This window comes from Longicatena sp. 210702-DFI.1.196 (genome assembly GCF_020563125.1).
Lineage (GTDB): Bacteria > Bacillota_I > Bacilli_A > Erysipelotrichales > Erysipelotrichaceae > Longicatena > Longicatena caecimuris.
In genome coordinates, this window is sequence record NZ_JAJCPX010000003.1 from 119,090 (window position 1) to 142,490 (window position 23,401).

The window sequence follows — 23,401 nt, forward strand, 5'->3', positions numbered from 1 at the left end:
TTCACCTCCTCGATTCTTAAAATGGCCTATTTTGTGTGGTGTCCAGCCCCAAAGACCAGAAGCAGGGCGACAGCACAGAGAAGCAGGCCAATCCAATTTCGATCCATAATCAGCTTGATTACCGCCACAAGCAGCAGTCCGCCCACCAGGAGCACAACGCCGTTCATTCAGCGTCCTCCCGAGGCATAGTTCCCCATGTGGATGTCCAGCACCCCTCTGGGCAGCTGGATTGTTCCTTCTTTTCCGGAAACAGCTTCCACCGAAACTCCAGCTCTTTCTGGACAAACTCTTTCGGCAGGCCGCGGGGGTTGGCGATGAGATACCATACCCGAAAGGTGCGTTTCCTCGGATCTGTTTCCTGCTGGTAGAGCTGATAGCCCGCCTCATCCTCCTGTGTCCACTGGCTTGTCTGCCGCTTGGCCTGCACAAAGGGTTCCACCACCTTGTCCAGTTCCTCTTTGGTGCGGCTTGAGGCCCAGGCTTGATCCACATCATTGGCGTGGGAGAGGTGGAACAACATCGAACCCATCCAGTTTTTTGCCTTGTGTTCAGGCGTTCCGCGCAATTCCGCCTGACGGCGGTACTCCGCCAGCTGCTCTGGTGTTCCGTACCGTTCCATCATTTGCTCATCCACATGAATGCGCCAGCTGTAGTCCTCCGGCTGGATAAAGGGGGCACAGACCGGCTGGAGCGCCCCTGTCGGGTCCACCTCAAAGCGGTCGATAAAGTCAAGGTAGTGGGCTTTGATCAGGGGCAGAAAGGTGTCCAGCAGCCCGGTGTTCAGCCGCAGGTCTTCTGTCAGCATCCGAAAGCGGAGGCCGCCCGTAGGAGATTCCATATCGAAGGCATAGAGGAGGTCATTCCCCAGTTTAATGGTACAGCTGAAGCCTACCTCCACATTTCCATGGCCGATTTCGTAGTCTATGTAGTTGTAGCGGCTTCGCTCAAACCAGATCAGGTAGGTCAGCCCGTTTTTCATTTTCTTTTTGAAGTCGCCTTTTTTCAGCCGCTTCCAGCCCTTTTCCTCCAGGCCCAGGCCGTTCCACAGGTAGTCCAGAAGCTCCTGAAATATATCTGCCGGGCGTTTTTGTTCCATAGCTATTCACCTCCCTAACTCATTTTCTACACCATCTCATACAGCAGGGCAGCGTCGCCCTGCACCAGTTCCAGATGGGAACGCAGCGTTTCCAGTCCGCTTTGCACCGCCTCGGTGGGTAGGTCCCAGTCCGGGGCAATTTCAGCGGCCAGTTCCGGGAGGTCCTGCTCCCGCAGAGCTGCCAGCAGTTTAGACGCCAGCTCTCCCTCCAGCAGAGCGCAGTCCAGGGTGTCCTCCGTCTGGGGAGCAGGAAAACGGACATCCAGATCCAGCTCGTACTCACACCAGTCCCAGATGGCCATATATACCGCGCCGGAGCAGTCGCCGTTGGAAAGTTCCTGCCGCTGGCCGTTTTTGAGAAGATAAAAGGACGCAATCTGTGACATGGCAGTTCCTCCTGATTGTTATTCACATTATTACTAAGTATAATGAATAAAATCCTCATCCACATTACTCGGTAGCACAAAGCTCATTCATTTTGGGAATCAGTAATTTATCCATCCACTGACAAACAATCTCAAAGGTATTGTCAATTTTTTCTTCACTTCCTATATCAAGATATATTTCATTGTCTCTTAAACTGTAAAACAGTGGTTGTGTGTTGTTGTCTGGTTTGGCATAACCATAAGGGTCGTATGGACGGGTGTTGATTATATAGCAAACCTCTATGCTTATGCTATCCTTTGTGTTCCCGCCGAATGAGGAAAACGCAATCATATAGGTGAAATTTTTACTGTGTCTCGTAAGTGTTTTGTCGGATTTTTTATACTTAAATCCTAAATGCCCATACTTTTCTTGCAGCTTGTTTCCAAGTATTTGCATTGCTTCGTTAAAGGTCATTATGCCCCCTCCATTTTTTCATCGTAAAAATAAATCATGATACTTGTGATTCCATGACTTTGCCATCATCATTGATATAAGTATAATGAATAAAATCCTCATCCACAAGCAGCAGACAGGGGCTGAAAACCTCCCATTCATCATAATCGCGCAGGATGTCATCATATTTTCCGAATATGAAGATTTGAAACAGTGCCTCTGTTCCCATCAAAAAGCACAGGTAAACATTTTCGTGGGGATACGGGCAAACTTCTTGGATCGCCAGCTGCCCCGGCTGCTCAAAATTGAGTTTTGAGATAAAGGTTTCAATTTTGAGCACTTCAGCTTCATCCGCGTATCGGTATTTTTGAGAAAAATGTTCAATGCTTTTTGTAAGACGGTCCTTGTATTGCTGTATTTCTGCTCTTTTCTGCCTTTTCTTGAGCTGCGCTTTTTTCTGAGCCAATAGCTCTTTCCTCTCATGATCCATAGGTCACTTCTCCGTTTCAGAGGGCGCAGGAATAGATGCTCATGGCCCCGTAATCGGTGTGCAGGACAAGCCCGCTTTGGGTAAAGGCAAAATTCACCTGCCGCACCACAAAGGGGTCATCAATGGTGGCCAACAACTGGCCGCTTCCGGTATCCCACAGCTCTATGGGGGAGTTGACACGATCCTGCTGAACGGCCATCAGGCTGCCCCTTGTCCGCACCATACAGGTATCCGAAAAACTCAGCCCCTGCCGGACAGAAAACGGGAAAGGATTGGCTATCTCCTCTCCGGTCTGGGTCAGATAGAACCTGCTGCCCACCGAGAAGCACTGGTCATCCGGAGAGAAGAAAGGATGCCAGCCCGCATTGGGGATCACTACTTTTTGGGCGGACTTCAGATCGACCAGCACATACTCACCCTCGGTGACGCGGTAGGCCGCTTTGCTCTGCCGGGGAGAGAGCATCCCGAAGCAGTAATAGACAAAATTCGGGTCTTTTGACTTTTTGCATTTTACCGTTTCCCGCCACACCTCCGTGTTGCTGCCAAAGTCAAAGACGATGATCTCCTCGCCTGTGTACCAGAGGGCCAAGTCGCCGCTCTGATCCAGCATGGCCTTCATGCTGTTTTTCTTGTTGGCAAAGGGCGTGATTTCATGGGTGCGGAGTGAGAACTGCTGGAGAAGATAGCTGTTGTTCAGAAGAAGGGTGTCATTGGGGCAGAGGACCTGCTCGTAAGTCATCCGCTTGGCACCCAGAGAGACCGTTTCAAGGATCTCCCCGCTGCCATCAAAGTGATAGAGGGTCTCGTCCTCAAAATCTCCGACCACCCTCGTCAGGAAGAAGTCGTCCCGTGTGAGGGCGGCAGCCAGAGGCATAAAACCGTTGCTGTCCTTACCGACAAACCGATGGCACCGCGCCTGCCCAACAGCGGCGTCCGGATTCTGATAGACAAATCCTTTCCGCATCTGGCTCATCATGGCGCTGGCCGCCATGCTCTTGACCTGGAAGGCGGAGTCGCACAGGATCTCCTTAACCTTCCCGCCATGGAGGCAAGTTCGGATGGTATGTCCGTCAATTTCAATCCGCCACTGCTTATTTGTAGTGGGGTTGATAAAGGTTTTTTCAATCATGGTTTTGATTATTCCTCCTTTCGGATCAGGATGCTTTTTCCCTCAGAGTTGATGCTATACAGGTCATCCAGATGGATGTGGAATCCATCCTCACGAACGGTTTCTGCCATTCCCAAAGCGGCTTTCGCCAACAGGAGCAGCCCCGCCCGGTTTCCCGTTAGCTCCAATTCATTTCCATCGGCATGAGTAGTAAAGGAGAGGTGGGCTTCCAGTTCCACTGGGAGGATGGGCAGTTGTTCATCATTCAGTTGAATGGTCAGTGTTTTGGGTTTCATCGCTTGTATCCCACCTTTTGAAAACTCCTCAATCAAAATCCATCCAAACCAGGTGCTTCCCGCAGTGGAGGCACTGGAACAGATAGCATTGCAGATGCCCGCCATTGACGGATTCCCGGATCATTTCTTTTTGCTCCTCGTCCCACATGGGATCGTCCAGCACCTCCTCGAGCGCGCCCAGCGCCCGCAGTTCTCTGGCACCCACATAGCCCAAAAAGGCGCAGTAGTCGCCGCAGTGAGCGCGCCAGTATTCCTGCTGCCAACCGGAGTAGCTGGGAGTTCGGTGGATGAGCTCGTCCAACTGGGCCGGGTCCTCCACGCCATCGTCCACGGAGCAATCGTCCTGGAAGCTGCCGTCATATTTCCGGGCCGCCTCGCCGCTGGCGATACACTCCGGGCATAGACACTCAATATCCTCCACAGCGTAAAAGGGGCCTGCATAGAAAATATGGGTCGTCTTGCCGCAGCAGTCGCAGGCAACGCCATCCGCCGACTCCTCAAAAGCGCCGGTTTCCAGAGGGTCCGGGTGATACCGGAAGGCAGGCAGGCCCAGCTGGGCCCGCCGCTCCTTCTCGTTCTGCGTTTCCTCCGGCGTTTTGGGCTTGGGGAGAGCATAATGATTGCCCCAGTTTTCCGCATAGTCCTTCAGCGTGCCCAGCCGCTTGAGGGTCTTTTTATCGGAACGATTTCCGATTTGGCAGAGCAGTTCATAGGCATCCTTCTTGAAGTCCAGCAGATCATACACATCCACCAGCACTTCCTTGGCCTGCTGATCCTCACTCTGCTCAAGTTCTTCCTTGAAGGTATATAGAGCGCGGACACTGTCCGGACCTTCATTGGTCGCAACAAACTGTTTTTTTAGTTCGATATAGGTTTTCTGATATTCTGTCATTGGTCGCACCTCCCATCAATCCCACCAGAAATACCAGACGGTGGACTGCCACAGGACATCCGCCAGATTGCCCACAGTGGGGTCATCCTGCTCCTGATCCACGATGTCCGGGCAGAAGCCGTACTGCTCTGTGGCAACTTCCATAGCCTGTTCCTGGGAAACAGGGGCCGGGAGCAGGAACTCCAGTTCATCGTGGCTCATGGCGGCTGGTACCGCGCCATACTGCTCGAACCAGTATTTCGCCACTGCCATTAGCTCCAGCGTGTCAGGACATTCATTCCAGTTTCCGAAGGGCAGGTATGTGAAGATCTCCCAGGGGTTCTTCACCGGAATTTTCGCCAGAATGAGAGGGTAGGTCATATCAGTGTCGGAATCCCAGTAGCAGGAAAAACGGTTATTCTCATAGCCGCCCTCCATCTCGCCCAGGATCTCCTCCTCCCAGTCCATATCGTCATCCTCGGCTTCTTCCTTGCGCTGGCCGGTCAATTCCTCCAGGACCGCCTTTCCGTCCTTGACGGAGGTGGAGAGCATCTTCTTCCGGTACTCCTCTACCGTTTTGAGGTCAAATTCATAGCAGTCCGCATCATTCTTCGGGTCGGCGTTCATCACCAGACACTCCAACAGCGTTTCGTCATCCGCCTTGATGAGCACCGGCACAAAGCCTTCTTTGACACTTTCCCGTTTGGCATAGCTGTATGCTGACATGATGGGATCATCATCTGCCATGGACGGGAAATAGGTACACTCGCAGTCCAGATACTCCATGATGGCATGAGCCACCTCGGAAGGCTCCAGCGTGTCCTCGTCGAAGTCCTGTTCCTGCCAGTTTTCAAAGCGTTCTTCGATCACCTCTGCCATAGCCTGATAGTAGTCCTCGTCAAAGGGGATGAACAGGTAGGCTTCATCCTGGAACTCATCAGAGTGATACCGCTCCGGGCCGAAGAAGCGGAGGGCGTTGTCGTCAACATCGGCAGGATAGTAGGGGCTGTCGCCCTCTCCGTAGTAATAGCCTGCAAAGGCACGGCCTTGCTGATTGAACAGCACAGAGAACAGACAGCCGTCCAGCTCATCCCGGATAAACTCCCTCAGATCCACATTGGCAGGATCAGCTTTGACCTGTTTGGCCACTTCGCTGTATTCTTTCAAGAAGTCCTCGCCCACCAGGTCGTGCTCCATACACCAGCGCAGGTAGATGGCCATATGGTTATAAGCATTGATGGGGTCAATAGGCAGTTCCTTCTCCTCAATGCTCTCGATATGATAGGAAGCGTCGTCCATCTCACCGTCAAAATCATCATTGGAAAGGGTGCCACGGGTGATAGCATTCTGGCGAGTGGGGTTTACGACAAAACTGATCCCCCTCATCTTGTTCAGCAGATCGTCTACATCATGTTCCAGTTTATAGTCCAATTCATCCGCATAAAGAGGGATTACCTGATAGAAGTTGACCTCCTCGCCGCCCGGCAGAGTGCAGACCTCGCTGCCGTCCTCCGTATCCTGGGGACCGATCAGGGTAGCAGTACACAGTTTGGTGTTGTCTGCAAATGGTTCCCGGTTCTCCACTGTATGACCATGCCCCAACCAGCTGTCACAGTTGATGGGCAGACGGGCCAAAGATTTCAGCAAGCGGATGGGCCAGTACCACTTTTCGTCTTTCATGGACTCCTGATCCAGCTTCCAGTCCGCAGGCAGGGCGATGGCCAGCTCCGCCCGCTCCAGCTTGTATTCCGCCAGTTCCTCCGGCACATTCATCCGGTGAGCACCCATACCCATGGTGACCAGGGTATAATAGTCCCGCTCCTCAGTGGGCGGCACGATGCAGATGTCCACATGGATGTCGGGGGAAACGATCTCGTGGAACACATTCTCGAACTTGCCGAAATACTGCTGGATGTGCCCCTCGACGGCTTCCATCTCCTCCTCGGTGTAGACTTCGGGATTACTGAATTCTTCCTCATCCTGCTTGTCATCATTGTCCGAGTGGTCGCAGCTGTCATCCTCCGGATCTCCCTTTATAGGCTCGTAACCGATCTTCAGGGTCATCTGTTCTTCTGGCAGAGAGATGCCGGGGCTGCGGGTGATGGTGTGCTTATCGTCCGCAGAAAAACCGATGGTCTCGCCGTCTTGCAGCGTCACATCACACGCCAGCACATAGGAGGCAAGGCTTGCCAAAAAGTCCCGTAGTTCCTCCGGCTCAGCGTCGGTGTTCAACACCTCCATTTCCTCCTTGCCAAACACATCCATGCCGTAAGTGTAGCCGTTTAGGCCCCCCTCGCTCCGGTACAGGCCGAACCAAACCCAGTTGAAGATGGGCAGTTCGTCCTTTTTGAGCATATCGGCAAGGCCCTCATAGAAACGAGGCTCAAATACCACGCCGCTGGTGTAGACACCGGTGGCGTATTTCTGCTTGCAGCACACTGCCATCGCCTTGGTGAACAGCTTACCTCGTTCCAGCAGTTTTTCCTCCTCGCCCAACACAGCCACCATGATATGGGCCTTGTGCGCTTTGGCCACTTCTACGGCCTCTGGCCACATATAGTTGTTTTCGGCGTTGATCTCTGCTTCATTGTCCGGGATGTGACCGTGGAATAGTGTCACAATCAGCATCATACCTCCGACCCGCATTACCACAGCGTCATCGCTGTTCTCAACATCTTCGTCGCCCTCATCCGGCTCCTCATCTACGATGCCCCATTCTTCCCGCAGATCTCGAATCAACTGCTCCTTGTCCCACTCTGCTTTGGAGAGGAGCACAGATCCGGCAAAGGAACCCTTATGGTCGGTTTCCTCCTCGTCGGCGTCATCCTCAAGACCCTCTGCATCTTCATCCGGATCATAGAGGGATTCATGCTCCAGTCCGCGGATAAATTCCTCAAAGCTGTCTGCCAGATGGGTAATTTTATAGTCATTTTCCTGATCCACATGGACTACCGCAGGCTCTCCCTGAGGGCCGCAAGCCCGGTAGTCCAGGAAAATCATATCGTGTCCGGCGCTTGGACAGTCGCAGATGGCCACGCCGATGGCAGGATACTCCCACTCATCGATCATAAACTGACTGCCCAGCTCTCCACAGAGGGAGCAGCTCTTTTCCCGTCCGATTCCGAAAATGCCGGTGATGGCCACATGATCATCTGACCAACAGGTAGGCTCATCGCAGGGATAGCAGGTGTTCACCGGAATGCCGCCGTTGTGCTGCTTCATCAGCCAGATGTAAGCGGCAGGCAGCTTGTAGCCCAGTTCCTCCTCCACGCTGGCAATCAGCTCATCGGAAGGCGGATCACTGACATATTCTTTCAGTGCATACCAATTATCATCCCAGAAGTTGGTGAGGTCGAAACCCTCAAATGGGGTATCACCGGGCACGAATTTTGCCTTCTTCCGGCTGCGCTGGCGTTTCCGAATCTCCGCCTTACACTCCCGAATTACCGCCGGGGCATTTTCGTCTTCTGGGTCCAGTTCTGCCCAACGCTGGGCGTAGGGAATGGCTTTTTCCTCCTGGCCGTAGAGATACTGATAGCCGTAGGCCATCCGCATATTCCACTCCGCCTTGTCCTGGCCTTCCTCCCGGACGGACTCCAACACCTCAATGGCCCTCAGAAGGGCTTTGTCTCCCTTGGATTTCAAAGTACCTTCGTCATGGTCTCCGATGATGGCGTAGTTCTCCAGTGCACGGGCCAGGGCGTAGGCGGTGCGGTAGTTTCGCCAATCCTCCGGGATGGCATTCAGTGCCTGGATACAGCGGGTGTACTCGTCTTCGTCGTTCCACTGCTCCAGCTGAGCGAAGAATGCTTCGGCGTTCTGTTGGGTATAAGGAATATAGTCCATGCCCATAAGCGTTTCATCCAACTCGTCATCCTGATTCTCAGTTTCTGTCCCATCATCTTGTTGCTTTAGGGGTACAGAACCGGCTTCACGGCGGAAGGTGTGGAAGATGGCCCATGGGATGTCCGTGCCTTCAAAGAACTCTTTCGCCATGTTCAGCGCCTCTCGGATGTCCCAGGCGATGAAGTCCACATAGCCACAGTAGAGGCCGGTGGCCCCGCCGGTGAGAGTGAGCACTTCCGATCCTTCATCAGTGGTAAACACTTCTTCCAGCTTGTCCCGGAAGTCGAAGATCTTCTGACTGCCTTCCTCCTCCCGCAGGGTATCCAGGGGATAGCAGAAGAAGCCCGCTACCGCGCCGTCGGCATGGAGATCGTCCATAAAGTCATTGTCGGCATTCAGATAGCCGTTGATGAGTGGTACACAGCAAGTGGAGCCCACCATGGTATCCAACCGCCAATCGGCATCGGGATCTTCATTGGGTTCCATTTTGTAGCCAAGATAGCTCTCCAGATAGGCATTGGGATCGGTGGAGAGGTCCGCTCCCTTTTCTTTCAGCTTGTCAGGCAGCTGGGACAGGAGGATGGACGGCTCTGCCTTGGGCTTTTCCAGCACATCAAAGCTGTCTATGTACCTCATGTGGGGGATCTCGCCCAGCACTTGGTCGGTGAGGGTGGTGAGCATCCACCAGGCCCGGCCTTCCTCATCCCGGAGCATAGGCAGCAGCTTTTCACAGTAGGCGGAGATGGCGAAGCTGTTTTCACCCTCCTCCTCCAGCCAGATCTGCACATCATCCCCGGAGATGTCCCAGCCATTCTCAGTACGCAGACCGATGTTCTGGAGGGGCTGACGGCCCACAAGGATGTTCCAGTGCTCCAGCACCTCCTTGGGGGCGTGCTTCTGGAAGTAAATCAGCTCAAACAGCTTGACCTTGTCGCCCTCCGGGGTGAGGATCAACTCATGCTTTTCGCCATTGAAGCCCATCTCGAAGGAGATTTCGTCAAACGCCTGGTTCAAAGCCCCTTCCATTTGGGCCACGAGTTCTGCGCCGCGGGTGTGATCTTTGTCCTCATCCATCATCTGGCGCAATTCTGCTTCCATCTCGGCAAAGGTTTCCCACCAGTTCTCTGTCCGCTCCCGGAAGCACTCCCAGAACTGCGGCAGAGAAATACCCTTTTTGCACCGGTCGATAAACTCTTTGGTGTCCTCGTCACCAGGTCGAGCTTCCAATGCCTTTTCAAAATATCGCAGAGCCCGGCCCTCCTGATCCAGATAAAAGTAGGAGTAACCCATGCGGAAGTTCCAGTAATAATCGTCCTCGAAGTATTCCTCATGGGGCTTTAGCAGAGCGAGGGCCTTTTTGAGCATTTCTTTGCAAGTTGGCTTATGTGGGTCTGCCAGATTGTTATAGGCACGGGCCAACTCGCTGTCCATCTCAGGGGTACGCTCCTCGGCGGGGATGGCCTCCAGCGCATCAATAATTTTATGTTGTTTGCTCTCCTCATGCCACTTCTGGCACTGCTTCAAAATGTCCATATCAGGGTCCTCCTCGTCCTCATCCGGTTTCCAGTCTTTGATCTGCTGGAACACACCGTTCTCATCCCGCTCAAAGGCGCAGGGGGCGGGGGTGTTCAGCAGAGGAATGATGTCGGGATCGTCGTTGCAAATTGTGTTCAGCTTGTAAATCCCGGCGTTGTTGGGGTCGTCCATGTACGCCTCGCTCTCGTCACCAGCGGTGAAGCGCCAGCCACTGTCCCAGCCGCCGTCCGGCTTCTCCCGGTAACAGTAGCCAACCTTGCAGCCCTCCACTGTGATGCGGTTGGTGGCGATACAGCCATCGGCACCCTCCCAGTCGGGGAGCAGATCTTTTACATCTTCCGCCTTTACATGGTAGTTCCGGTTGCGGCCAGAGGCTTCGTACAGCTCCTTCCGCAGCATCTCCACCTGAGAAGCCATATCCGTGATTTCATCCTCGCCCATCATCTCGCTGATGTCGTATTCCAGCGGGGCATGGACAAAGTCCGCCAGGGCCTTGTCCATGGCCTCGTACTCCTCCGGCGTAGCAGTGATGCGGATACGGCGGGCGGGGGTGTTGTACTCGTCCAGATCCTGAAGGTTTACACTGCCACTGACGCTGCACTCCAGCAGGATGGCGGCCAGGTCGGTGACCACATCAATGGCGAAGTGGAAGTCCATCTCCACGCCGTCCGAATGGGTGAACTCCAGATACTCCACGGTCTGGCGGAAGTCCCAGTTCTGCTTGTCCAGACCAATCTTGGCGAAAATCTCGCTGAGGGGGATCTCCTCTTGTTTCTGATCCTCCAAAAATGCCACAAGGTTCAGGCTGTCGTCCGAGCCTCCGATAAAGTTGCCCCAGTATTTTTTGATATACATGCGTCATGCCTCCTGTTCCGAGATCAGCCGCTTGATGAGCCAGTCCAAATGCTCTGACCACACAGGAGCGATCTCACCGCTGTCCTCGTTCTTCCAAAGATCCACAATCTCACGGATGCCGTCCTCGTCCGGCACCTCGTTTTTGATGTCGGTGAGCTGCCGCAGCAGGAAAGCAAGGGCTTCTTTGGATGCTGTGAAACCGGTGACTTTATCCCATATAGCTTCTTCATAATCGTAGTCCAGCTTGCCATTATCCTTCCATTGGAAATACAGCTCCGCCAGAGCCATCGCAGTATTGTCAAAGAGGAAGTCGATTTGTGAGGAGTCAGCTCCCAGCATGACTTCCTCTTTCATCAGTTCGATCATCTCGCCCAGATCCATTACCGGATGCTCCGGTACATATTCATTTTTGAGGATGTCCAGTACATCCAGCCCTTCGTCACGCTCTAATGCTTTTATGCCCCATGCTCCCATGTCGGCACCTCTCTTTCTTTATTTTGTATCAAGCTTCTATTGTCAATCATGGTTCTCCAGCCGAATGATAGGCCGATAAAAGTCATAATCTCCGTTTAGTTCATTGTCCTCCTGCACTTCCGGCTTACAGTGGGGCGAACAGGGTAGGAAACCGAGAAATGGGCCCAGCCCACCGCAGATATTGCATCCGCCATCGCCGCCACAGGTGGTAAGTCTATCAGCCTGCACCACTTCCCGCATATAGGGATCGTAGGCGATGGACAGGCCGAAGAAGTTGGGTTCCTCCATGTCATAAGGCCGGTTCTCATCCTCATCCATATCCTCAAACCAGCGCAGACGCATGGAGTAGTCTAACCCATCTCCCCATGGGAACAGGGTCCGACACCCTCCGCCGCACAGGTAGGCCCACTCGTCCGCCGTGGGCAGGGAGAAGCCCCTGTTTTCCAGCATGGCAAGAAGCGCATCGTAGTCTGTGCGGTTATAGATACAGATCTGAAAGCCCTTTTCCGTCCGCTCAATGCGGGCCGACTGATGCAAGGTAAGACTGCTGCTGTCACTCCAGGCAAAATCACGGAATTCCTTCAGCCAGTCAGGGTGGGCAGTCAGCCTGGGATCGTCCATTTTGACTGGCTCCCAGTTAATTTCCTCCAGTTCCCGGCCCACCAGCATGGGGCCAATGGCCGCCTGCCGAACGGGAGCCATGCTTTCCCGAATCATCTCCTCCGGGTTCTGCGGTTTCATTTCCCATTCCCGGAACAGATACTCCAATTCCTCCCGGCTCTCCTGATTCAGTCCCTCGGCAAACTGCTCCCAACCCAGGGTGACGGTATCGCCGGGGACAAAGACGAACTCCCGACCATCTTTCTTGAAGATGCCGGTGGTGCAACTCTGGCCCCAGCGGTCAAAAGTATGTAGACCGAGAAAGGTCATATCATAACGAGCAGCCAGGCTTTCCATCAGCGCCTGCTTCTCGGTGGTTTCCATTTGATTGAATTGGGGACGGGACAGTTTTTTGGTTTTTAAGATTTTGTTCATAGGGACTCCTCCTGGTTACTTTAACGCTCCATCATAGGTGTGGTTTTCCCAGATGACCTCAAATTCCGCTTTCTCTATGACGCAGGCGTGGAATTCCTCGCCCCAGACATGGGCGTTCAGTTCCTCCACCGTAGGGATCGGCGTAATCTCGATGGCGCCGTCGTAAAGGTCAGGGATGTTACGGGTGCGGCAATCTGCAAAGATGTCAATGGAGCGGAGAGCCAGCCGCTCATTTTCGGTATCAACTTCATAGAGGATTACCGACGGCTCTCCCTCCGGCGCGTCCTCCCAAAAGAGTTTGATGTACTCGATCATTCCATTTCCCTCATTTGAACCAATGCCACCCCGTCATGGTGCCGGTTACTTCATCTATCTGTACCGCAATATCATAATTGCCACGACAGCCCAGCAAAGCTGTAGGATGGTCGTTTTCCAGAATCAAATCATAAAACTCAACCGCTATGTCTTGAAATTCCTTCGGAATCTCCAGTGCAGAGAAGAAATCCACTGATTGAGCATTTTGGAAAAATTCAATGGCCGTTTTACTGCATTTTACTATAATCCCTGTTTGAGTGGTCAACTCTTTCATGCTTTCGCAACCTCGCTCATGTTCAGATACATCCCCATCGTTTTTTCATTGTCACAGGCCGCCCGGATCATTTTGGACAGCAGCATCAGGTCATCGATGTATTGGGAGTACACGCAGAACACATCTTCGTCGGAGTCGAAGTGAAACAGATCCACGCCGCTGTTGTTTTCCTCGAACTCTTGGATCACGCCCCGGACAAGCCGCTCCCAATCCTCGCTGCTGCCGATCAGTCCCAGCCGTCGGAATTCCTCTGTCCGGAATCCGTCACTGATTTTCAGCAGAAGGGAGATCGCATAGGGGTAGTGGGGAATGAGAAAGAATGGCGCGATCTGCTCCGGCTTCGCCCAAATTTTGAAGGGCGGGCGCGGGTCAGGTATCCAGGGCAAGATTTCCCATTCGTCCTCCGGTCGGTTTCCGTATTGGCAAAGGTCTTTCATAGTGTTCTCCTCATTCGATGTCGTTTCGTTCTTCTTTTACATCCAGTGGAGCACCGTCCAGAGATGTGATCTGTGCCAGCTCTGTTTCCGTCAGATTTTTCAGGAAAATGCAGTATTCGTCCGGGTGGCCTCCCACAAATTCCATTTTAGGCATTCCGATCTGCTCCGGGTCGGTGATCCAAAGGCAAGGTTCTCCTGTTACCCAAAACCGAGTCAGAGTAAGAATTTGGCCGTTGTAAATTACTTTCTGTTCCATCCTCATTTCTTTTGTAACTTCTTCAGCAGCTTCACGATCCGCTCCCGGTTCTTTGCGGTTTTCATAAAGGTGGGGAGATGGTCGGCCTGGGTCATTTTCGCTCTTCCCAGCGGCTTTTCCCGCAGGTCGGCATTGAGATAGCCGATCAGATAGGCAAGGTGTTCCCGGTTGAGGGCCCAGACTGGCTTACCCTGGAATGAGGTCAAAAACCACAGCTCCAGGCCGAAATAAGGTTCTCTCCCGTCCCTGATTTCGCCAATATATGAAAACGCCTCAGCTGTTTTATGAACTTCTCCCGACATGGTTGTTCCACAATAGGGACAGGCCACATGGAGAACGGAAAAGTGCTGCTTTGCCGTATCTTCAATATCCACTCGGTAGTACCTGCCGCAGTTTTTGCATTGGTTATGGACATCGTAGCGGTAGATCGTCCGGTCGAGGGTCTCCTGATGGCCGCAGCTCAGGCATCGGAAATAGGCGTTATCCTCATCCGCTGTCACCACACCTGCGCCATGACACTTGGGGCATTTCACCTGGATGCCGGAGGTCAGGGCGTTGTAGGCACTGTATGTAAAGTAGGGTTCATCAATGATCCGGCTCATGCGCCCACACACTCCTTTCAGAAAATTGCTTTTACAGCCGAAACCGGAATGGTTTCAAATCTTTTGTTTTGATTGTCAGATCCGAAACGTTCTTTTGCAGGTCCTTTACCTGTTCCAAATACTCCGCAGGTGCGTGGATCTGCTCCAGATAGCCTATATAGCGGATGATCTGATCCAGCGCCCGTTTCCTGTATTTTGCGATTTCCCCCAAATGGGAATAACTGCGGCCTGACACATAGCTTGGAACATCGATAGACCGAATTGTTTCTATATCAAGCGCCTCATGCTCCTCTTTCTCAGATTGAATGGTGGACAGCATATCTTCCGCAGAAAAACGGATGCCGCGCTCGCAGAGAAACCGTAATTCATCAAACAGGTGGTTCGCCACAAAATGTTCAGCCAAGGGCTCAAAAATCACAGAATCTTGATACCAGCCTCCGTGGGCGCAGGAGATCAGTTCACGGTATCGCTTTTCTGCGATCCACTGGCGCAGCACCTCTTTGCTCCCACGCATCCATGCGTCCAGCCGGGCTTTTGTTTCTTCGGGGCTATCGTTGGCTGTTCCATAGCAGGGCAGGCTATTGGCTTTCAGCCACTTGGTTACTTCTTTGCTGAATTTTGTGTAGCTCAATGTGATACCCCTTTCAAAAATCCCTCAACTGCTCAAACTTCTCAATCAGGGCTTCTTTCTGGAGCGTATCGCCTGGCAGTGCATCCAGGATGCCCCGCAGGGCCATGTAGATCTCATCCCGTTCTTCGGTTTCGATAAAGCCCATCTTGTTGAAGGTCTGGGTATAGGCTGCCACCGCATCCAGCGCCTGGGCCTGGGCGTCCTCGCACGGCTCAGCGGCCAACTTCATCAGTAGGGAACGGGTCTTGCGGTATTGATTGGCTGCCTTTTTCGCAGCAGCGGCGGGGATATGCTCTGCGCCGTCCCAGCCCCGGAAGGGGTTGTCCAGATTTTGCGCCAGCCACTCTGGTTTTCGGGGTTTGGTGATCCGCAGATCCATTCCCGGCTTGCCTTTCCAGAGTTGCTTTGCCGCTTTTGCCGCCGTCTCCGGCAGGCTGGTCATCCAGAACCAGCGAAGCTCCGGCATCTGCTCCGGGGTGGGAATGTCAGCTGCGTCGAAGCCGAACAGATCAAAGGTGGAGAGGTTCGTCAGTTCCCGGAACCCTTCCACGGCGGAGAAGTTCCCCAGGTTTCCCGGCGTGCCCCAGAGCCGCAGTTCCTTTAAGTGGGGATGGACAGCAGCCAGTCCGGTCAGATCAAAGTCTTTCAGCTGAATGCCATGCAGCCCCCATAGGTTCGGCAGTTCCAGGTGCGGGCGGTATTCTCTGATAAATTGGAGGGTCAAACCGCTGCCATCTTCGGGGGCATGTATGGTACAGGCGTCCGGCCCCTTGTTCTGGAACAGGAGCTGCTCCGTTTCCTCACCCAGCCACAGTTCCTCCAGTCCGGTCATGTCCAGCATCAGCTTTCTGATGCTGGTGCCCCGTAGATCAAGTGTCCTCTGACCGTGGTTCAGCAAAGTCAGTTCATCAACGAAGGGGTTTTCTCGCAAAAACTCCAGCAGATCCGGGTGCCACCGCTCACAGATGAGGTCGGAGAGGCAGGGCAGCGCCTCCAGTTCCAGCGCCGAATCGAATGGTGCGTACTGATCCATCACCCGATGGCTGCTGACCTTCACCGGGATACCGCCGATCTCCGTTTGCTCGTCGCTCTCCATGGCCTCCTTGAAGGCCCGCCGCCGCTTTTCCGGGATGGTCTGCCACCTCATCTGCAAATATACATCATAGCCGTTGTCCCAGCCGCCGTAGGAGCGGCAGGGCTGGTCGGTGAAGGGTGGAAGTGTACCCACCAGCGTGTACTGGGGCGTGACCTCCACCGGCACCCGCAGCAGATGGAGGTCACGGGGCCAGTACATGAAGTCCTTGTAGAGCGGACGGAGCTGGGGCAGTTCCTCTGCCGTCAGAGGTGCGTCACCCACCCAGTCCAGAGAGAGGATCACCGCCCAGGGCTCCTTGCTCACCGAGTCCGGCGGCGCGATATAGGCCACCTGACAGGCGGTGTAGCGTTTCAGATATTGGTTATAGACTGTATAGACCTCTCCGGCATTGGCTTTCATGGCACTCTCCTTTGTTCTGTCACATTTTTAATCCTGTTCTTGATAACTGGCTTCAATGTCAATGAACCGCACATACACGGCGCAGACTTCGCCCTTTGCGTCATAGCCGAAGTAGACGGGATAGTAACCATCACCCCAGCCGGAGGAGAAGATGGGCAGGTTGCAGTCCGTGTCCGGCACTGTCCAGTTGAGCCAGTCTCCGTCGCTTCCCTGATATTTGGGGTGAGCTTTGGCATTTTCCTCCATCAAGTCGCAGAATAGGTCGTTATAGGGGTCAATGTCCGGGTCCTCCTCCAGCCGCTTGGCCCAGTATGCCTTAAAGGCCGCCTGGGTCTGGATGTCTGCAATACACCCCATCCCGGCATCCACGCCGAAACCGAAGTAGTCGTCATCTCCCAGCGCCGCGTCCAGATTCTCGTTGCCCACCATGCCCAGCTTATAGCGGACAGGCTTTTCCTGAGAAACCGCCACCTTGACGCAGGCGTAGCGGTCTCCGTATTGTTCGCTGGGCACCACACAGATTTTCACTGGGTAAGTTCCGGCGGGGATCGTTTGAAGGAAAGGCAGAGTGTCCTCCAGCTCCACCAGCGGATCGCAGGCGAAGATCTGCCCGGTGGGGAAATGGACGGCACCGATGTCCAGTACATCCACCGCCATGTTCCCAATCACTTTCTCTGTGAAATGGGCCTCCAAGTCATCTTTACAGGTCAATTTATCCTTGATTGCTTCGTATTTGTTCAGCCATTCAGTTGTAGGCATATCAGTTTCCTCCTGTTGATTCTGTTTCTTGATGTACTCGCTCTTTGAGCCATCCCAGTAGCAGTTCACACACCGGCCATCCTGAAAATGATGGTCACAATTCGGGTAGCCATAGAGAACATGGGCACATTCTGGGCACAGCCCCATCATCTTTGATGAGCCTTTGAAAAACAGGCTGCCGCACTCATCACAAAGGGCCAGTTCTTTTTCTGCCATAGGGCTCACCAGTCCCGTTCCCGGATGGCCTCCTCGGTGTCAATAGGAATGCCAAACCACTCCAGAATGTAGGCCACGGTTGCCGCGATACATTCCCGTGCCACCGTTTCGATCTCGCTGTCGTGCTCGTCAAACTCCTCCTGGAGATCATTGATGCCGCAGACCGCCTCGTCCAGCGTTTCCTGCACCACTTCGGTATCGGTTTCGCCGTTCTCCAGCAGGTCGATGACCTTCTGAAGCTCGTCCTTTACCTTGTCTACCAAAAAAGCAGGATAGTAATTGTCCTGATACATCTCGTCCAGCAGTTTGTAATTGGGGTCAAATGCTTTCATCGTGATTTCTCCTTTCTCATTCAAACATCAAACCGTATGATTCGGTCAGGCTGCCGTCGTCCTCGTGAAATATACACTGATACAGAGGCTCACGCTGGGTTGCTTTGCGGAACCGCTCCAGAACCGGAGCCAGCGGCTCACCGTTAGGGATGCCGAGGGCATCAGACACCCGTTGCAAGCTGTCCATATCCATATCTTCCAAGTTTGTGTTGCGCTGTCTCTGCCCATATTCCTCCAATGTCTTGGAATCCACATACTGCTTTGTGTCACAGCAGTCGTGCCAGCAGATACAGCTCACAAGCAGGGAAAAGAGATCATCCATGCTCTCGGCCAGACGGCCTGCCTCCCCTTCGCTGCTGTAATATCCAATGGAGCCATCTTCCAACAGGTGGTATTCTCCGCCGGAGCCATCTCTGGCAAAGACCATACCGGGCAGGGAGAAGGTGCATCGGCCTTCTGCGTCATCCCGCGGGGACAACTCATCCAGCAGGAAAAAGTCAAACAGGGAATCAAATTCATCCGCCAAATCAGGGTTTTCACGCAATATCTTCAAATAGTCCATAGTCGTTTTCCTCCGTTTACTGTTCTTGCATCAACTCGTGCAGCCTTTCCCGCCACAGTGTTTCTTCAATTATCTCATCACTTTGGTAAAAATGGTCTTTGTCGCGGGCCAGATGATCGGCAAACGGAGCCGCATCCACAGGGGTACAGACTGTGAAACTGTCCCGATCTGCCCCTTTGATCTCCCGGTTGAGGTAATACACCCGCTTAGCATCGCGGGAATACCAGTGCCCAAGCAGTTCCCAGGAAGTCAGCTCTGCCTTGGGAAGCTGTTTGCCGTAGGCATAGATCCGCTTCTCATCTCTGGCAAAATAGGTATCGCCCAACGAGCGGAAAGAGGAAACTTCCGCGCCCTTGATGATCTTCACCTTGCCGTCTCCGTTGTGGAAGTAGACCTGCCGGCTGTCCTTTGCATATCCCTGGGGCGCACCTGAATCGTTCTGGCCGTTGTCCAGCACCTGGAAGGCTGCCAGCTCTACATCTGGGATTCTTCCGCTGGTGGTGTAGACGGCTGTTTTGTCCATGGCGTAGGCATAGTTTAACACCCGAAACGACGCCGGGTCTGCTCCACGCAGGCGAATCCCGCCGAGAAAGCAGGCCGTAGAGGATTTGCCCCAGTAATGCCAGCAGCAGAAGTCTTTGGGCGCAACACCCTTCAACAAGCCGTTTTCATATAGGCCGGAGAAATAGACGGCTCCATCCCGAAGGAAAAATTCGTTGTCCACTGGCTCTGTGTTGGTAATTGGTTGCAGCGTTTCTTCGTGCTCGGCTGTGATGCTCAACTCGATCTCATCGTCGCTGTAAACTAAGTAGAGCCCATGGGGGGCTTTTCTATCGAAATGCAGTTCAATGTCACAATATTTGAGTATCAAAGGCTTTCCGCCGCTTCTCATGGTGGAAACGGCATCGGGCTTCCCGAAGATCTCTATGACCTCATCCTGCGACATTCCAAATTTTAGTGGTAAAATGTCCCGCGGATTCTGCAATATTTGATTGCGCCAAATAGTAAAGTCCTGTTTCATAGTTTTCCGTCCAGTGCCTCCACAGTTTTCATGGCAGCGGAATCAAAGTTGCACTGCCGCAGTTCCCGTTCGATCAGGGCAAACACATCGGGAAAGCACTCGATCTCGTCCTGATACTCATATTTCGCATACAGTTTCCCGTACTCCGAGATCCAAACCTCTGCCGGGTAGTAATAGCCGATGTGGCCGATGGGCTGGCACTTCTGACCAGCTGCCTGCTCGATCTCCGCCAGCTCACAGCCGGACATATCCCGGAAATAGGCTTCTTCCAAATGGTTTTTGATCCCGTTGACCAGGTAAGGGAACAAAGCAAACTCAAAGTCAGCCGCCCATTTCAGCTTTTTCTGTGCCAAGTACCACTCACAGCACAGGCCGAAATACTTGCGGTAAAACCGCTGGGTGGTCTTCATCATCGGGACGCCATGGTCGGCGTAATACTGCTCCGCAATGGAGGTGTCCACACTGCGGCCTTCGTACCACCCGGCGTACTCCATCAGCTGCTTGACCTTGCTGCCCAGATCGCCGGAGATGGGAATGCGTTCTTTGATCATGGGATACCACCTCAGCTCTCATGTGTGATACAGAAAATCTCCTTGTTCAAATCAAAGTAAATCACCATCAGCTCATCGGTGATTTCCGGGTTGAAGGACAGGTCCAGAATGAAAACTTGCTGGTTCATCTCGCTATCCACCAGGCTGCCGAACCGCTTGAGCTTCAAAAAGTCCACCATCTCCGTAAAGGACAGCTTGGATGGGTCGGTTCCCGGAAAAAGTTCCGCCGTAATCTCAGGGCCTACCTCGTCCCGGTGGAACTCCATGAAAAATGTCACAACGCTATGGTAGCGGCTGTCCTCGTCCGCCAGCGCCGCTTTGATGGCGGCTTTGGCCTTTTCCGCCAATTTCTCCGCCTCATCCAGCAGTTCTCCCACCGCATCCATGGCGGCAGGATCAGCAGTCAATTCCTCATCCACATCAAAGAGAAAGGGCAGTCCCGATTCATCGGGAAAGCTGAAGATTTCCTCGCCGGGTGTATATGTAAAATCAATGCGTTTACAGTTCAGTTTCATAATATTATCCTCCTTACCCCTCAATACAGGCAGCTTTGAGATGGGTGATGTAAGTTCTGTTTTCTTCTGTCATCGGTTTGCTCCTCATTCCTCAAACTCGCCCTCGATCATTCCGTTCAGATACCGGCCGGGATCTGCGATGAAGTCATCCCATTTGGCCAGGGGATGGAATTCCTCGTGCTCAATGTCCAGATAGCAGAGTTTCTTATCTCTGGGACTCCACAGCAGCAAATAGTCGCTGTAATTATCCATTTTCGCCATGAGGGAGAGCAGCTTTTTCCGCTTCCAGGTCATCTCCTGCACATCCATGAAGGAGTAGAGTTCCGCCCACTTCACCCATTCCTGCTCCGGGAACTCCAGCCGAAGGGGCCCGGTCTTCAAGTATTCCACCAGCTTGGCAGGCAGCTTGTAGGGAATGAGCTGCCGGATCTTTTCCTGCTCGTTGTGCCATTCCTCCGGCTCCAGGGCCTTCAGGTAGTCGGCCATCTCCTGATTCTTGTTCTGAACCGCCACACTGTAGGGACGGTCGCCGTATTTGTCAACAAGGGTGATGTCTGCCCCCTGTTCCACCAGCCAGCGCACCATGAGGAAATTGTTTAAGCGGGCGGCCTCGGTGACAGGGGTGGAGGCGTAAGGGAACACCATGTCCGGCTTGTGGTAATTGATGTCCGCCCCTTTTTCCAGCAGCAGTTTTGCAAGCTCGGCCTGCCCATCAGACACCGCCGCCCGGAACGCCTCGCCGCCAAACTTGTCCACTGTGATACCGGCTTGCTCCAGCACCTGGATGTTCTCCGGGCGCTTGCCCCAGCGCACTTCCTGGAAGGCACGCTCTTTCTGCTTCGAGCTGAGTTTTGCGGCCTGTCCAGCAAAGAGTGCCACTACCTCCGGCCCACAACAGCGGGCAGCGGTGAGCAGCAGGGGCTGTTCCTCTGCCAGACCGGGATCAGCTCCATGCTCCAGCAGGAAGTGGATCATAGGCACATCGTTCCGAAAAACCGCGATTTCCAATGGCATCAGCTTGATGTATTCGCTGAGCTGGATAGGAGCACCCAAATCCAGCCCGCCTTGGAGCAACGCCTCCAACTTGGGAGTGTCATGGTCACAGATGGCGGCAGCCGTTTCCGGGAGGGTCTCCCAGCGGCCAATATATGCAATTTTGTACATAAGGCACCTACTTTCGTTGTTGTTTCACTTGATAGGGAACGGTCCGGCCCAGCACCCGGCCTTTGCCAACGGCATTGGCTCCCTCATAGATCAAAAATTCCGCATTGTTTTCCAGCGGAGCGTAGTCAATGGTATCTGGATAGAGGGGCTGGGCATTTCCCAAAGCTGGTGTATCAAATGTACACTCGGTTCCGTCCAGAAAGCATACACCCAGATATTCCGTAGTTCCTGTGACCACAAAATTGGGACAATACTTTCCGCTGACCAGGCTGGGTGGTATTTTTCGTTTGCTGTTCCAGAAGACGACCTCCACATGGAGTACCGCCCGGTTTTCATCTGTCCCGATCATGCCGCTTTCCTCCTATCCCACAATGGTGGTTTCTTTGACGGCCAGATTGTCGTAATCCATGGCGATCAGCTTCTCGGCGGCCTGTGGGGTACACATAAACCAGGTGCTCACACCCCAGGCATCCATCCTTGTGACCGTGAAGAAGTCGGTTTCGGTGGGAGTCGGATTTCTTGCGTCAAGATAGTGGTCGGAGTAGAGGTACACCAGATCTACCTCCCGCTCCGGCAGCCACTTGGTCCGGCGCGCACGGGGCTTTCCGTTTTTCAGCGTCTTTTCTCTGGGGTTCTCGAACCATTCCAGCTCCTTGAGTTTCAGGCCAGTGAAGGCATCCATCAGCCGCTGGGCGATCTCCCGGTGGGTAAACACGCCGCAGTTCCGGGAGCCCATCAGCCATGTCTGTATAAAATCGCCCACCTTGCTGCCGGGAGCAGGAGGTCCATAGACGCTCTCATCCGCCCACATGACTTCCATCTTTTCGCACTGATCCGGTCGGGGGCAGGATTGCTTGTTGCCATAACGATACATGATATTCACATAGCCGAAGTTCTTGCCGGTTCGGTCATGGCCGACGGCTTCTATTTTATAAGCAGTGATTGACATTGCAGTTCCACCTCCTTAGCCAGGACAAATCCGCACAGCCCAAGGGATGAGTCAATGACAAATACCCGGATGTGCTCCCGGTCCATGCGCTCCCGCAGCTCCTCGATGCCGCAACAGGCGGGAAAGCCGTAAGGGATGGTACCGTCCAGCAGGTCTTTATACTGTTCAAAAAAACCGTCCACGGTGATCTCATCCATGCCAAAGAGGATGTTGTCCTGGATCACATTCTCAAACCAGTGGGCCAGCAGGCCGGTGAAGTGAACGGATACTTTCTCTCCGGACTCGGTCTGGGTATCCATGTGCAGGGTATGGGCTTCAAAGTCAGCGCAGTAGCACAGGACTCTGTTGTCGTGCAGACCATCAAAAGAGCCAATCAGCGTACTCATAGGGATTCCTCCTCGTCCATGAGCTGCTCCTGCACCTCTTTGGGCAGGTCATTCCACAAAATATCGTATGTAAAATCCCGAATCTCCGGGTAACACTCCCGTGCAGTCTTTTCCGCAATATCTCTATTCAAGTAGTGCATCTCTTGGTGGAAAAACCAGTTGAGTTTTTCCATCAGCCGATAGAGTCGGATCTGTTCTTCTTGGGTCATGGGATTGCTCCTCCTATTTCAATTTCAGTACAAATCCCCAGATGCTCACCACGATCAGGAGGACGCCCAGCAGGAAGAACACCACACGCCGGTATCCTCTGCTGTGGCGGTGGGCATCCCGCGTACCAGTGGGGTCGCAGAGCCAGTTCCAGTTGCGGATCGCCCCAATTAAAATCACGACCCCGATGAGCACCGAGGCAATGTACCAATGCTCTTGCAAAAATGCTGTGATCTGTTCGCTGTTCATTCTACTTCCTCCTCACGCAAATACCTGCTGATATTTCTCTTTTCATACTGTGCA

General features: G+C 53.4%; 30 protein-coding genes. All 30 read right to left on the minus strand.

All coding sequences use genetic code 11. The annotated features are described in order from the left end of the window. Positions 1-26: 26 nt before the first annotated feature. Positions 27-167, minus strand: coding sequence for a hypothetical protein (locus LI241_RS02680; protein WP_165860625.1), 141 nt, complete (start codon positions 165-167; stop codon positions 27-29). Then, complete coding sequence (locus LI241_RS02685) at positions 164-1,096, minus strand: spondin (protein ID WP_227150967.1); 933 nt, start codon at positions 1,094-1,096, stop codon at positions 164-166. The genes LI241_RS02680 and LI241_RS02685 overlap by 4 nt, the downstream gene beginning before the upstream one ends. Before the next feature lie 26 nt (positions 1,097-1,122). Continuing rightward, complete coding sequence (locus LI241_RS02690; RefSeq protein WP_227150965.1) at positions 1,123-1,482, minus strand: hypothetical protein; 360 nt, start codon at positions 1,480-1,482, stop codon at positions 1,123-1,125. Between the two features lie 64 nt (positions 1,483-1,546). Next, the gene (locus LI241_RS02695) at positions 1,547-1,936 is read right to left on the minus strand and encodes a hypothetical protein (protein ID WP_227150963.1); all 390 of its coding nucleotides are present in this window, start codon (positions 1,934-1,936) and stop codon (positions 1,547-1,549) included. Positions 1,937-1,970: 34 nt separating this feature from the next. Beyond that, the gene (locus LI241_RS02700; protein ID WP_227150962.1) at positions 1,971-2,381 is read right to left on the minus strand and encodes a hypothetical protein; all 411 of its coding nucleotides are present in this window, start codon (positions 2,379-2,381) and stop codon (positions 1,971-1,973) included. A 40-nt stretch (positions 2,382-2,421) separates the two neighbouring features. Beyond that, positions 2,422-3,534 carry a hypothetical protein gene (locus LI241_RS02705; protein ID WP_227150960.1) on the minus strand — a complete coding sequence of 371 codons (1,113 nt, stop codon included), beginning with the start codon at positions 3,532-3,534 and terminating at the stop codon, positions 2,422-2,424. Between the two features lie 8 nt (positions 3,535-3,542). After that, the gene (locus LI241_RS02710) at positions 3,543-3,809 is read right to left on the minus strand and encodes a hypothetical protein (protein ID WP_227150958.1); all 267 of its coding nucleotides are present in this window, start codon (positions 3,807-3,809) and stop codon (positions 3,543-3,545) included. A 28-nt stretch (positions 3,810-3,837) separates the two neighbouring features. Then, the gene (locus tag LI241_RS02715; protein ID WP_227150957.1) at positions 3,838-4,701 is read right to left on the minus strand and encodes a CbrC family protein; all 864 of its coding nucleotides are present in this window, start codon (positions 4,699-4,701) and stop codon (positions 3,838-3,840) included. Between the two features lie 15 nt (positions 4,702-4,716). Then, positions 4,717-10,917, minus strand: a complete 6,201-nt coding sequence (locus LI241_RS02720; protein ID WP_227150955.1) for a DUF2185 domain-containing protein — start codon at positions 10,915-10,917, stop codon at positions 4,717-4,719. Positions 10,918-10,920: 3 nt separating this feature from the next. Next, positions 10,921-11,391: a DUF4259 domain-containing protein gene (locus LI241_RS02725; protein ID WP_118293346.1), complete on the minus strand. Its 471-nt coding sequence runs from the start codon at positions 11,389-11,391 to the stop codon at positions 10,921-10,923. A gap of 42 nt (positions 11,392-11,433) precedes the next feature. Then, a complete protein-coding gene (locus tag LI241_RS02730) occupies positions 11,434-12,426 on the minus strand; it encodes a hypothetical protein (protein ID WP_227150953.1) in 993 nt (330 codons plus the stop codon). Between the two features lie 15 nt (positions 12,427-12,441). Further along, a complete protein-coding gene (locus tag LI241_RS02735; RefSeq protein WP_227150951.1) occupies positions 12,442-12,741 on the minus strand; it encodes a hypothetical protein in 300 nt (99 codons plus the stop codon). Between the two features lie 10 nt (positions 12,742-12,751). Beyond that, positions 12,752-13,015, minus strand: coding sequence for a hypothetical protein (locus LI241_RS02740; RefSeq protein ID WP_003524806.1), 264 nt, complete (start codon positions 13,013-13,015; stop codon positions 12,752-12,754). Further along, positions 13,012-13,452, minus strand: coding sequence for an Imm51 family immunity protein (locus LI241_RS02745; RefSeq protein WP_227150949.1), 441 nt, complete (start codon positions 13,450-13,452; stop codon positions 13,012-13,014). The genes LI241_RS02740 and LI241_RS02745 overlap by 4 nt, the downstream gene beginning before the upstream one ends. Before the next feature lie 10 nt (positions 13,453-13,462). Further along, entirely contained in the window at positions 13,463-13,606 is a 144-nt protein-coding gene (locus LI241_RS02750) for a hypothetical protein (protein WP_227150947.1), read from the minus strand. Positions 13,607-13,710: 104 nt separating this feature from the next. Beyond that, entirely contained in the window at positions 13,711-14,310 is a 600-nt protein-coding gene (locus LI241_RS02755) for a hypothetical protein (protein ID WP_227150945.1), read from the minus strand. A 31-nt stretch (positions 14,311-14,341) separates the two neighbouring features. Continuing rightward, complete coding sequence (locus LI241_RS02760) at positions 14,342-14,941, minus strand: hypothetical protein (protein ID WP_227150944.1); 600 nt, start codon at positions 14,939-14,941, stop codon at positions 14,342-14,344. Positions 14,942-14,954: 13 nt separating this feature from the next. Next, on the minus strand, positions 14,955-16,436 hold the full coding sequence (locus tag LI241_RS02765) for a gliding motility protein (RefSeq protein ID WP_227150942.1): 1,482 nt from the start codon (positions 16,434-16,436) through the stop codon (positions 14,955-14,957). Positions 16,437-16,463: 27 nt separating this feature from the next. Continuing rightward, entirely contained in the window at positions 16,464-17,411 is a 948-nt protein-coding gene (locus tag LI241_RS02770) for a DUF4241 domain-containing protein (RefSeq protein ID WP_227150940.1), read from the minus strand. Between the two features lie 5 nt (positions 17,412-17,416). Further along, positions 17,417-17,743: a DUF5713 family protein gene (locus LI241_RS02775; protein WP_003524787.1), complete on the minus strand. Its 327-nt coding sequence runs from the start codon at positions 17,741-17,743 to the stop codon at positions 17,417-17,419. 16 nt (positions 17,744-17,759) lie between these two features. Next, positions 17,760-18,305 carry a hypothetical protein gene (locus tag LI241_RS02780; protein ID WP_227150939.1) on the minus strand — a complete coding sequence of 182 codons (546 nt, stop codon included), beginning with the start codon at positions 18,303-18,305 and terminating at the stop codon, positions 17,760-17,762. Between the two features lie 16 nt (positions 18,306-18,321). Beyond that, positions 18,322-19,326: a DKNYY domain-containing protein gene (locus tag LI241_RS02785; RefSeq protein ID WP_227150937.1), complete on the minus strand. Its 1,005-nt coding sequence runs from the start codon at positions 19,324-19,326 to the stop codon at positions 18,322-18,324. Beyond that, positions 19,323-19,877, minus strand: coding sequence for an SUKH-3 domain-containing protein (locus LI241_RS02790; protein ID WP_227150935.1), 555 nt, complete (start codon positions 19,875-19,877; stop codon positions 19,323-19,325). The genes LI241_RS02785 and LI241_RS02790 overlap by 4 nt, the downstream gene beginning before the upstream one ends. Before the next feature lie 11 nt (positions 19,878-19,888). Next, positions 19,889-20,392 carry a DUF2004 domain-containing protein gene (locus LI241_RS02795; RefSeq protein WP_227150933.1) on the minus strand — a complete coding sequence of 168 codons (504 nt, stop codon included), beginning with the start codon at positions 20,390-20,392 and terminating at the stop codon, positions 19,889-19,891. Between the two features lie 84 nt (positions 20,393-20,476). Then, complete coding sequence (locus tag LI241_RS02800) at positions 20,477-21,556, minus strand: ankyrin repeat domain-containing protein (protein WP_227150932.1); 1,080 nt, start codon at positions 21,554-21,556, stop codon at positions 20,477-20,479. Between the two features lie 7 nt (positions 21,557-21,563). Beyond that, on the minus strand, positions 21,564-21,905 hold the full coding sequence (locus LI241_RS02805) for a hypothetical protein (protein ID WP_227177268.1): 342 nt from the start codon (positions 21,903-21,905) through the stop codon (positions 21,564-21,566). 12 nt (positions 21,906-21,917) lie between these two features. Next, entirely contained in the window at positions 21,918-22,505 is a 588-nt protein-coding gene (locus LI241_RS02810; protein ID WP_227150929.1) for a hypothetical protein, read from the minus strand. Further along, entirely contained in the window at positions 22,481-22,891 is a 411-nt protein-coding gene (locus LI241_RS02815) for a hypothetical protein (RefSeq protein WP_227145601.1), read from the minus strand. The genes LI241_RS02810 and LI241_RS02815 overlap by 25 nt, the downstream gene beginning before the upstream one ends. Continuing rightward, positions 22,888-23,100, minus strand: a complete 213-nt coding sequence (locus LI241_RS02820) for a hypothetical protein (protein ID WP_069432244.1) — start codon at positions 23,098-23,100, stop codon at positions 22,888-22,890. The genes LI241_RS02815 and LI241_RS02820 overlap by 4 nt, the downstream gene beginning before the upstream one ends. A gap of 13 nt (positions 23,101-23,113) precedes the next feature. Beyond that, on the minus strand, positions 23,114-23,347 hold the full coding sequence (locus tag LI241_RS02825) for an immunity 17 family protein (RefSeq protein ID WP_117476745.1): 234 nt from the start codon (positions 23,345-23,347) through the stop codon (positions 23,114-23,116). Positions 23,348-23,401: the final 54 nt, after the last annotated feature.

Bases quoted from the DNA above. Each gene is read 5' to 3' on its own strand.
- LI241_RS02685 (WP_227150967.1), bottom strand. From the start codon at position 1,096: ATGGAACAAAAACGCCCGGCAGATATATTTCAGGAGCTTCTGGACTAC.
- LI241_RS02745 (WP_227150949.1), bottom strand. From the start codon at position 13,452: ATGAAAGACCTTTGCCAATACGGAAACCGACCGGAGGACGAATGGGAA.
- LI241_RS02785 (WP_227150937.1), bottom strand. From the start codon at position 19,326: ATGAAACAGGACTTTACTATTTGGCGCAATCAAATATTGCAGAATCCG.
- LI241_RS02705 (WP_227150960.1), bottom strand. From the start codon at position 3,534: ATGATTGAAAAAACCTTTATCAACCCCACTACAAATAAGCAGTGGCGG.
- LI241_RS02780 (WP_227150939.1), bottom strand. From the start codon at position 18,305: ATGGACTATTTGAAGATATTGCGTGAAAACCCTGATTTGGCGGATGAA.
- LI241_RS02800 (WP_227150932.1), bottom strand. From the start codon at position 21,556: ATGTACAAAATTGCATATATTGGCCGCTGGGAGACCCTCCCGGAAACG.
- LI241_RS02690 (WP_227150965.1), bottom strand. From the start codon at position 1,482: ATGTCACAGATTGCGTCCTTTTATCTTCTCAAAAACGGCCAGCGGCAG.
- LI241_RS02680 (WP_165860625.1), bottom strand. From the start codon at position 167: ATGAACGGCGTTGTGCTCCTGGTGGGCGGACTGCTGCTTGTGGCGGTA.
- LI241_RS02790 (WP_227150935.1), bottom strand. From the start codon at position 19,877: ATGATCAAAGAACGCATTCCCATCTCCGGCGATCTGGGCAGCAAGGTC.
- LI241_RS02735 (WP_227150951.1), bottom strand. From the start codon at position 12,741: ATGATCGAGTACATCAAACTCTTTTGGGAGGACGCGCCGGAGGGAGAG.
- LI241_RS02825 (WP_117476745.1), bottom strand. From the start codon at position 23,347: ATGAACAGCGAACAGATCACAGCATTTTTGCAAGAGCATTGGTACATT.
- LI241_RS02715 (WP_227150957.1), bottom strand. From the start codon at position 4,701: ATGACAGAATATCAGAAAACCTATATCGAACTAAAAAAACAGTTTGTT.
- LI241_RS02710 (WP_227150958.1), bottom strand. From the start codon at position 3,809: ATGAAACCCAAAACACTGACCATTCAACTGAATGATGAACAACTGCCC.
- LI241_RS02795 (WP_227150933.1), bottom strand. From the start codon at position 20,392: ATGAAACTGAACTGTAAACGCATTGATTTTACATATACACCCGGCGAG.
- LI241_RS02820 (WP_069432244.1), bottom strand. From the start codon at position 23,100: ATGACCCAAGAAGAACAGATCCGACTCTATCGGCTGATGGAAAAACTC.
- LI241_RS02815 (WP_227145601.1), bottom strand. From the start codon at position 22,891: ATGAGTACGCTGATTGGCTCTTTTGATGGTCTGCACGACAACAGAGTC.
- LI241_RS02765 (WP_227150942.1), bottom strand. From the start codon at position 16,436: ATGAAAGCCAATGCCGGAGAGGTCTATACAGTCTATAACCAATATCTG.
- LI241_RS02775 (WP_003524787.1), bottom strand. From the start codon at position 17,743: ATGAAAGCATTTGACCCCAATTACAAACTGCTGGACGAGATGTATCAG.
- LI241_RS02750 (WP_227150947.1), bottom strand. From the start codon at position 13,606: ATGCCTAAAATGGAATTTGTGGGAGGCCACCCGGACGAATACTGCATT.
- LI241_RS02810 (WP_227150929.1), bottom strand. From the start codon at position 22,505: ATGTCAATCACTGCTTATAAAATAGAAGCCGTCGGCCATGACCGAACC.
- LI241_RS02805 (WP_227177268.1), bottom strand. From the start codon at position 21,905: ATGATCGGGACAGATGAAAACCGGGCGGTACTCCATGTGGAGGTCGTC.
- LI241_RS02755 (WP_227150945.1), bottom strand. From the start codon at position 14,310: ATGAGCCGGATCATTGATGAACCCTACTTTACATACAGTGCCTACAAC.
- LI241_RS02720 (WP_227150955.1), bottom strand. From the start codon at position 10,917: ATGTATATCAAAAAATACTGGGGCAACTTTATCGGAGGCTCGGACGAC.
- LI241_RS02695 (WP_227150963.1), bottom strand. From the start codon at position 1,936: ATGACCTTTAACGAAGCAATGCAAATACTTGGAAACAAGCTGCAAGAA.
- LI241_RS02725 (WP_118293346.1), bottom strand. From the start codon at position 11,391: ATGGGAGCATGGGGCATAAAAGCATTAGAGCGTGACGAAGGGCTGGAT.
- LI241_RS02730 (WP_227150953.1), bottom strand. From the start codon at position 12,426: ATGAACAAAATCTTAAAAACCAAAAAACTGTCCCGTCCCCAATTCAAT.
- LI241_RS02770 (WP_227150940.1), bottom strand. From the start codon at position 17,411: ATGGCAGAAAAAGAACTGGCCCTTTGTGATGAGTGCGGCAGCCTGTTT.
- LI241_RS02740 (WP_003524806.1), bottom strand. From the start codon at position 13,015: ATGAAAGAGTTGACCACTCAAACAGGGATTATAGTAAAATGCAGTAAA.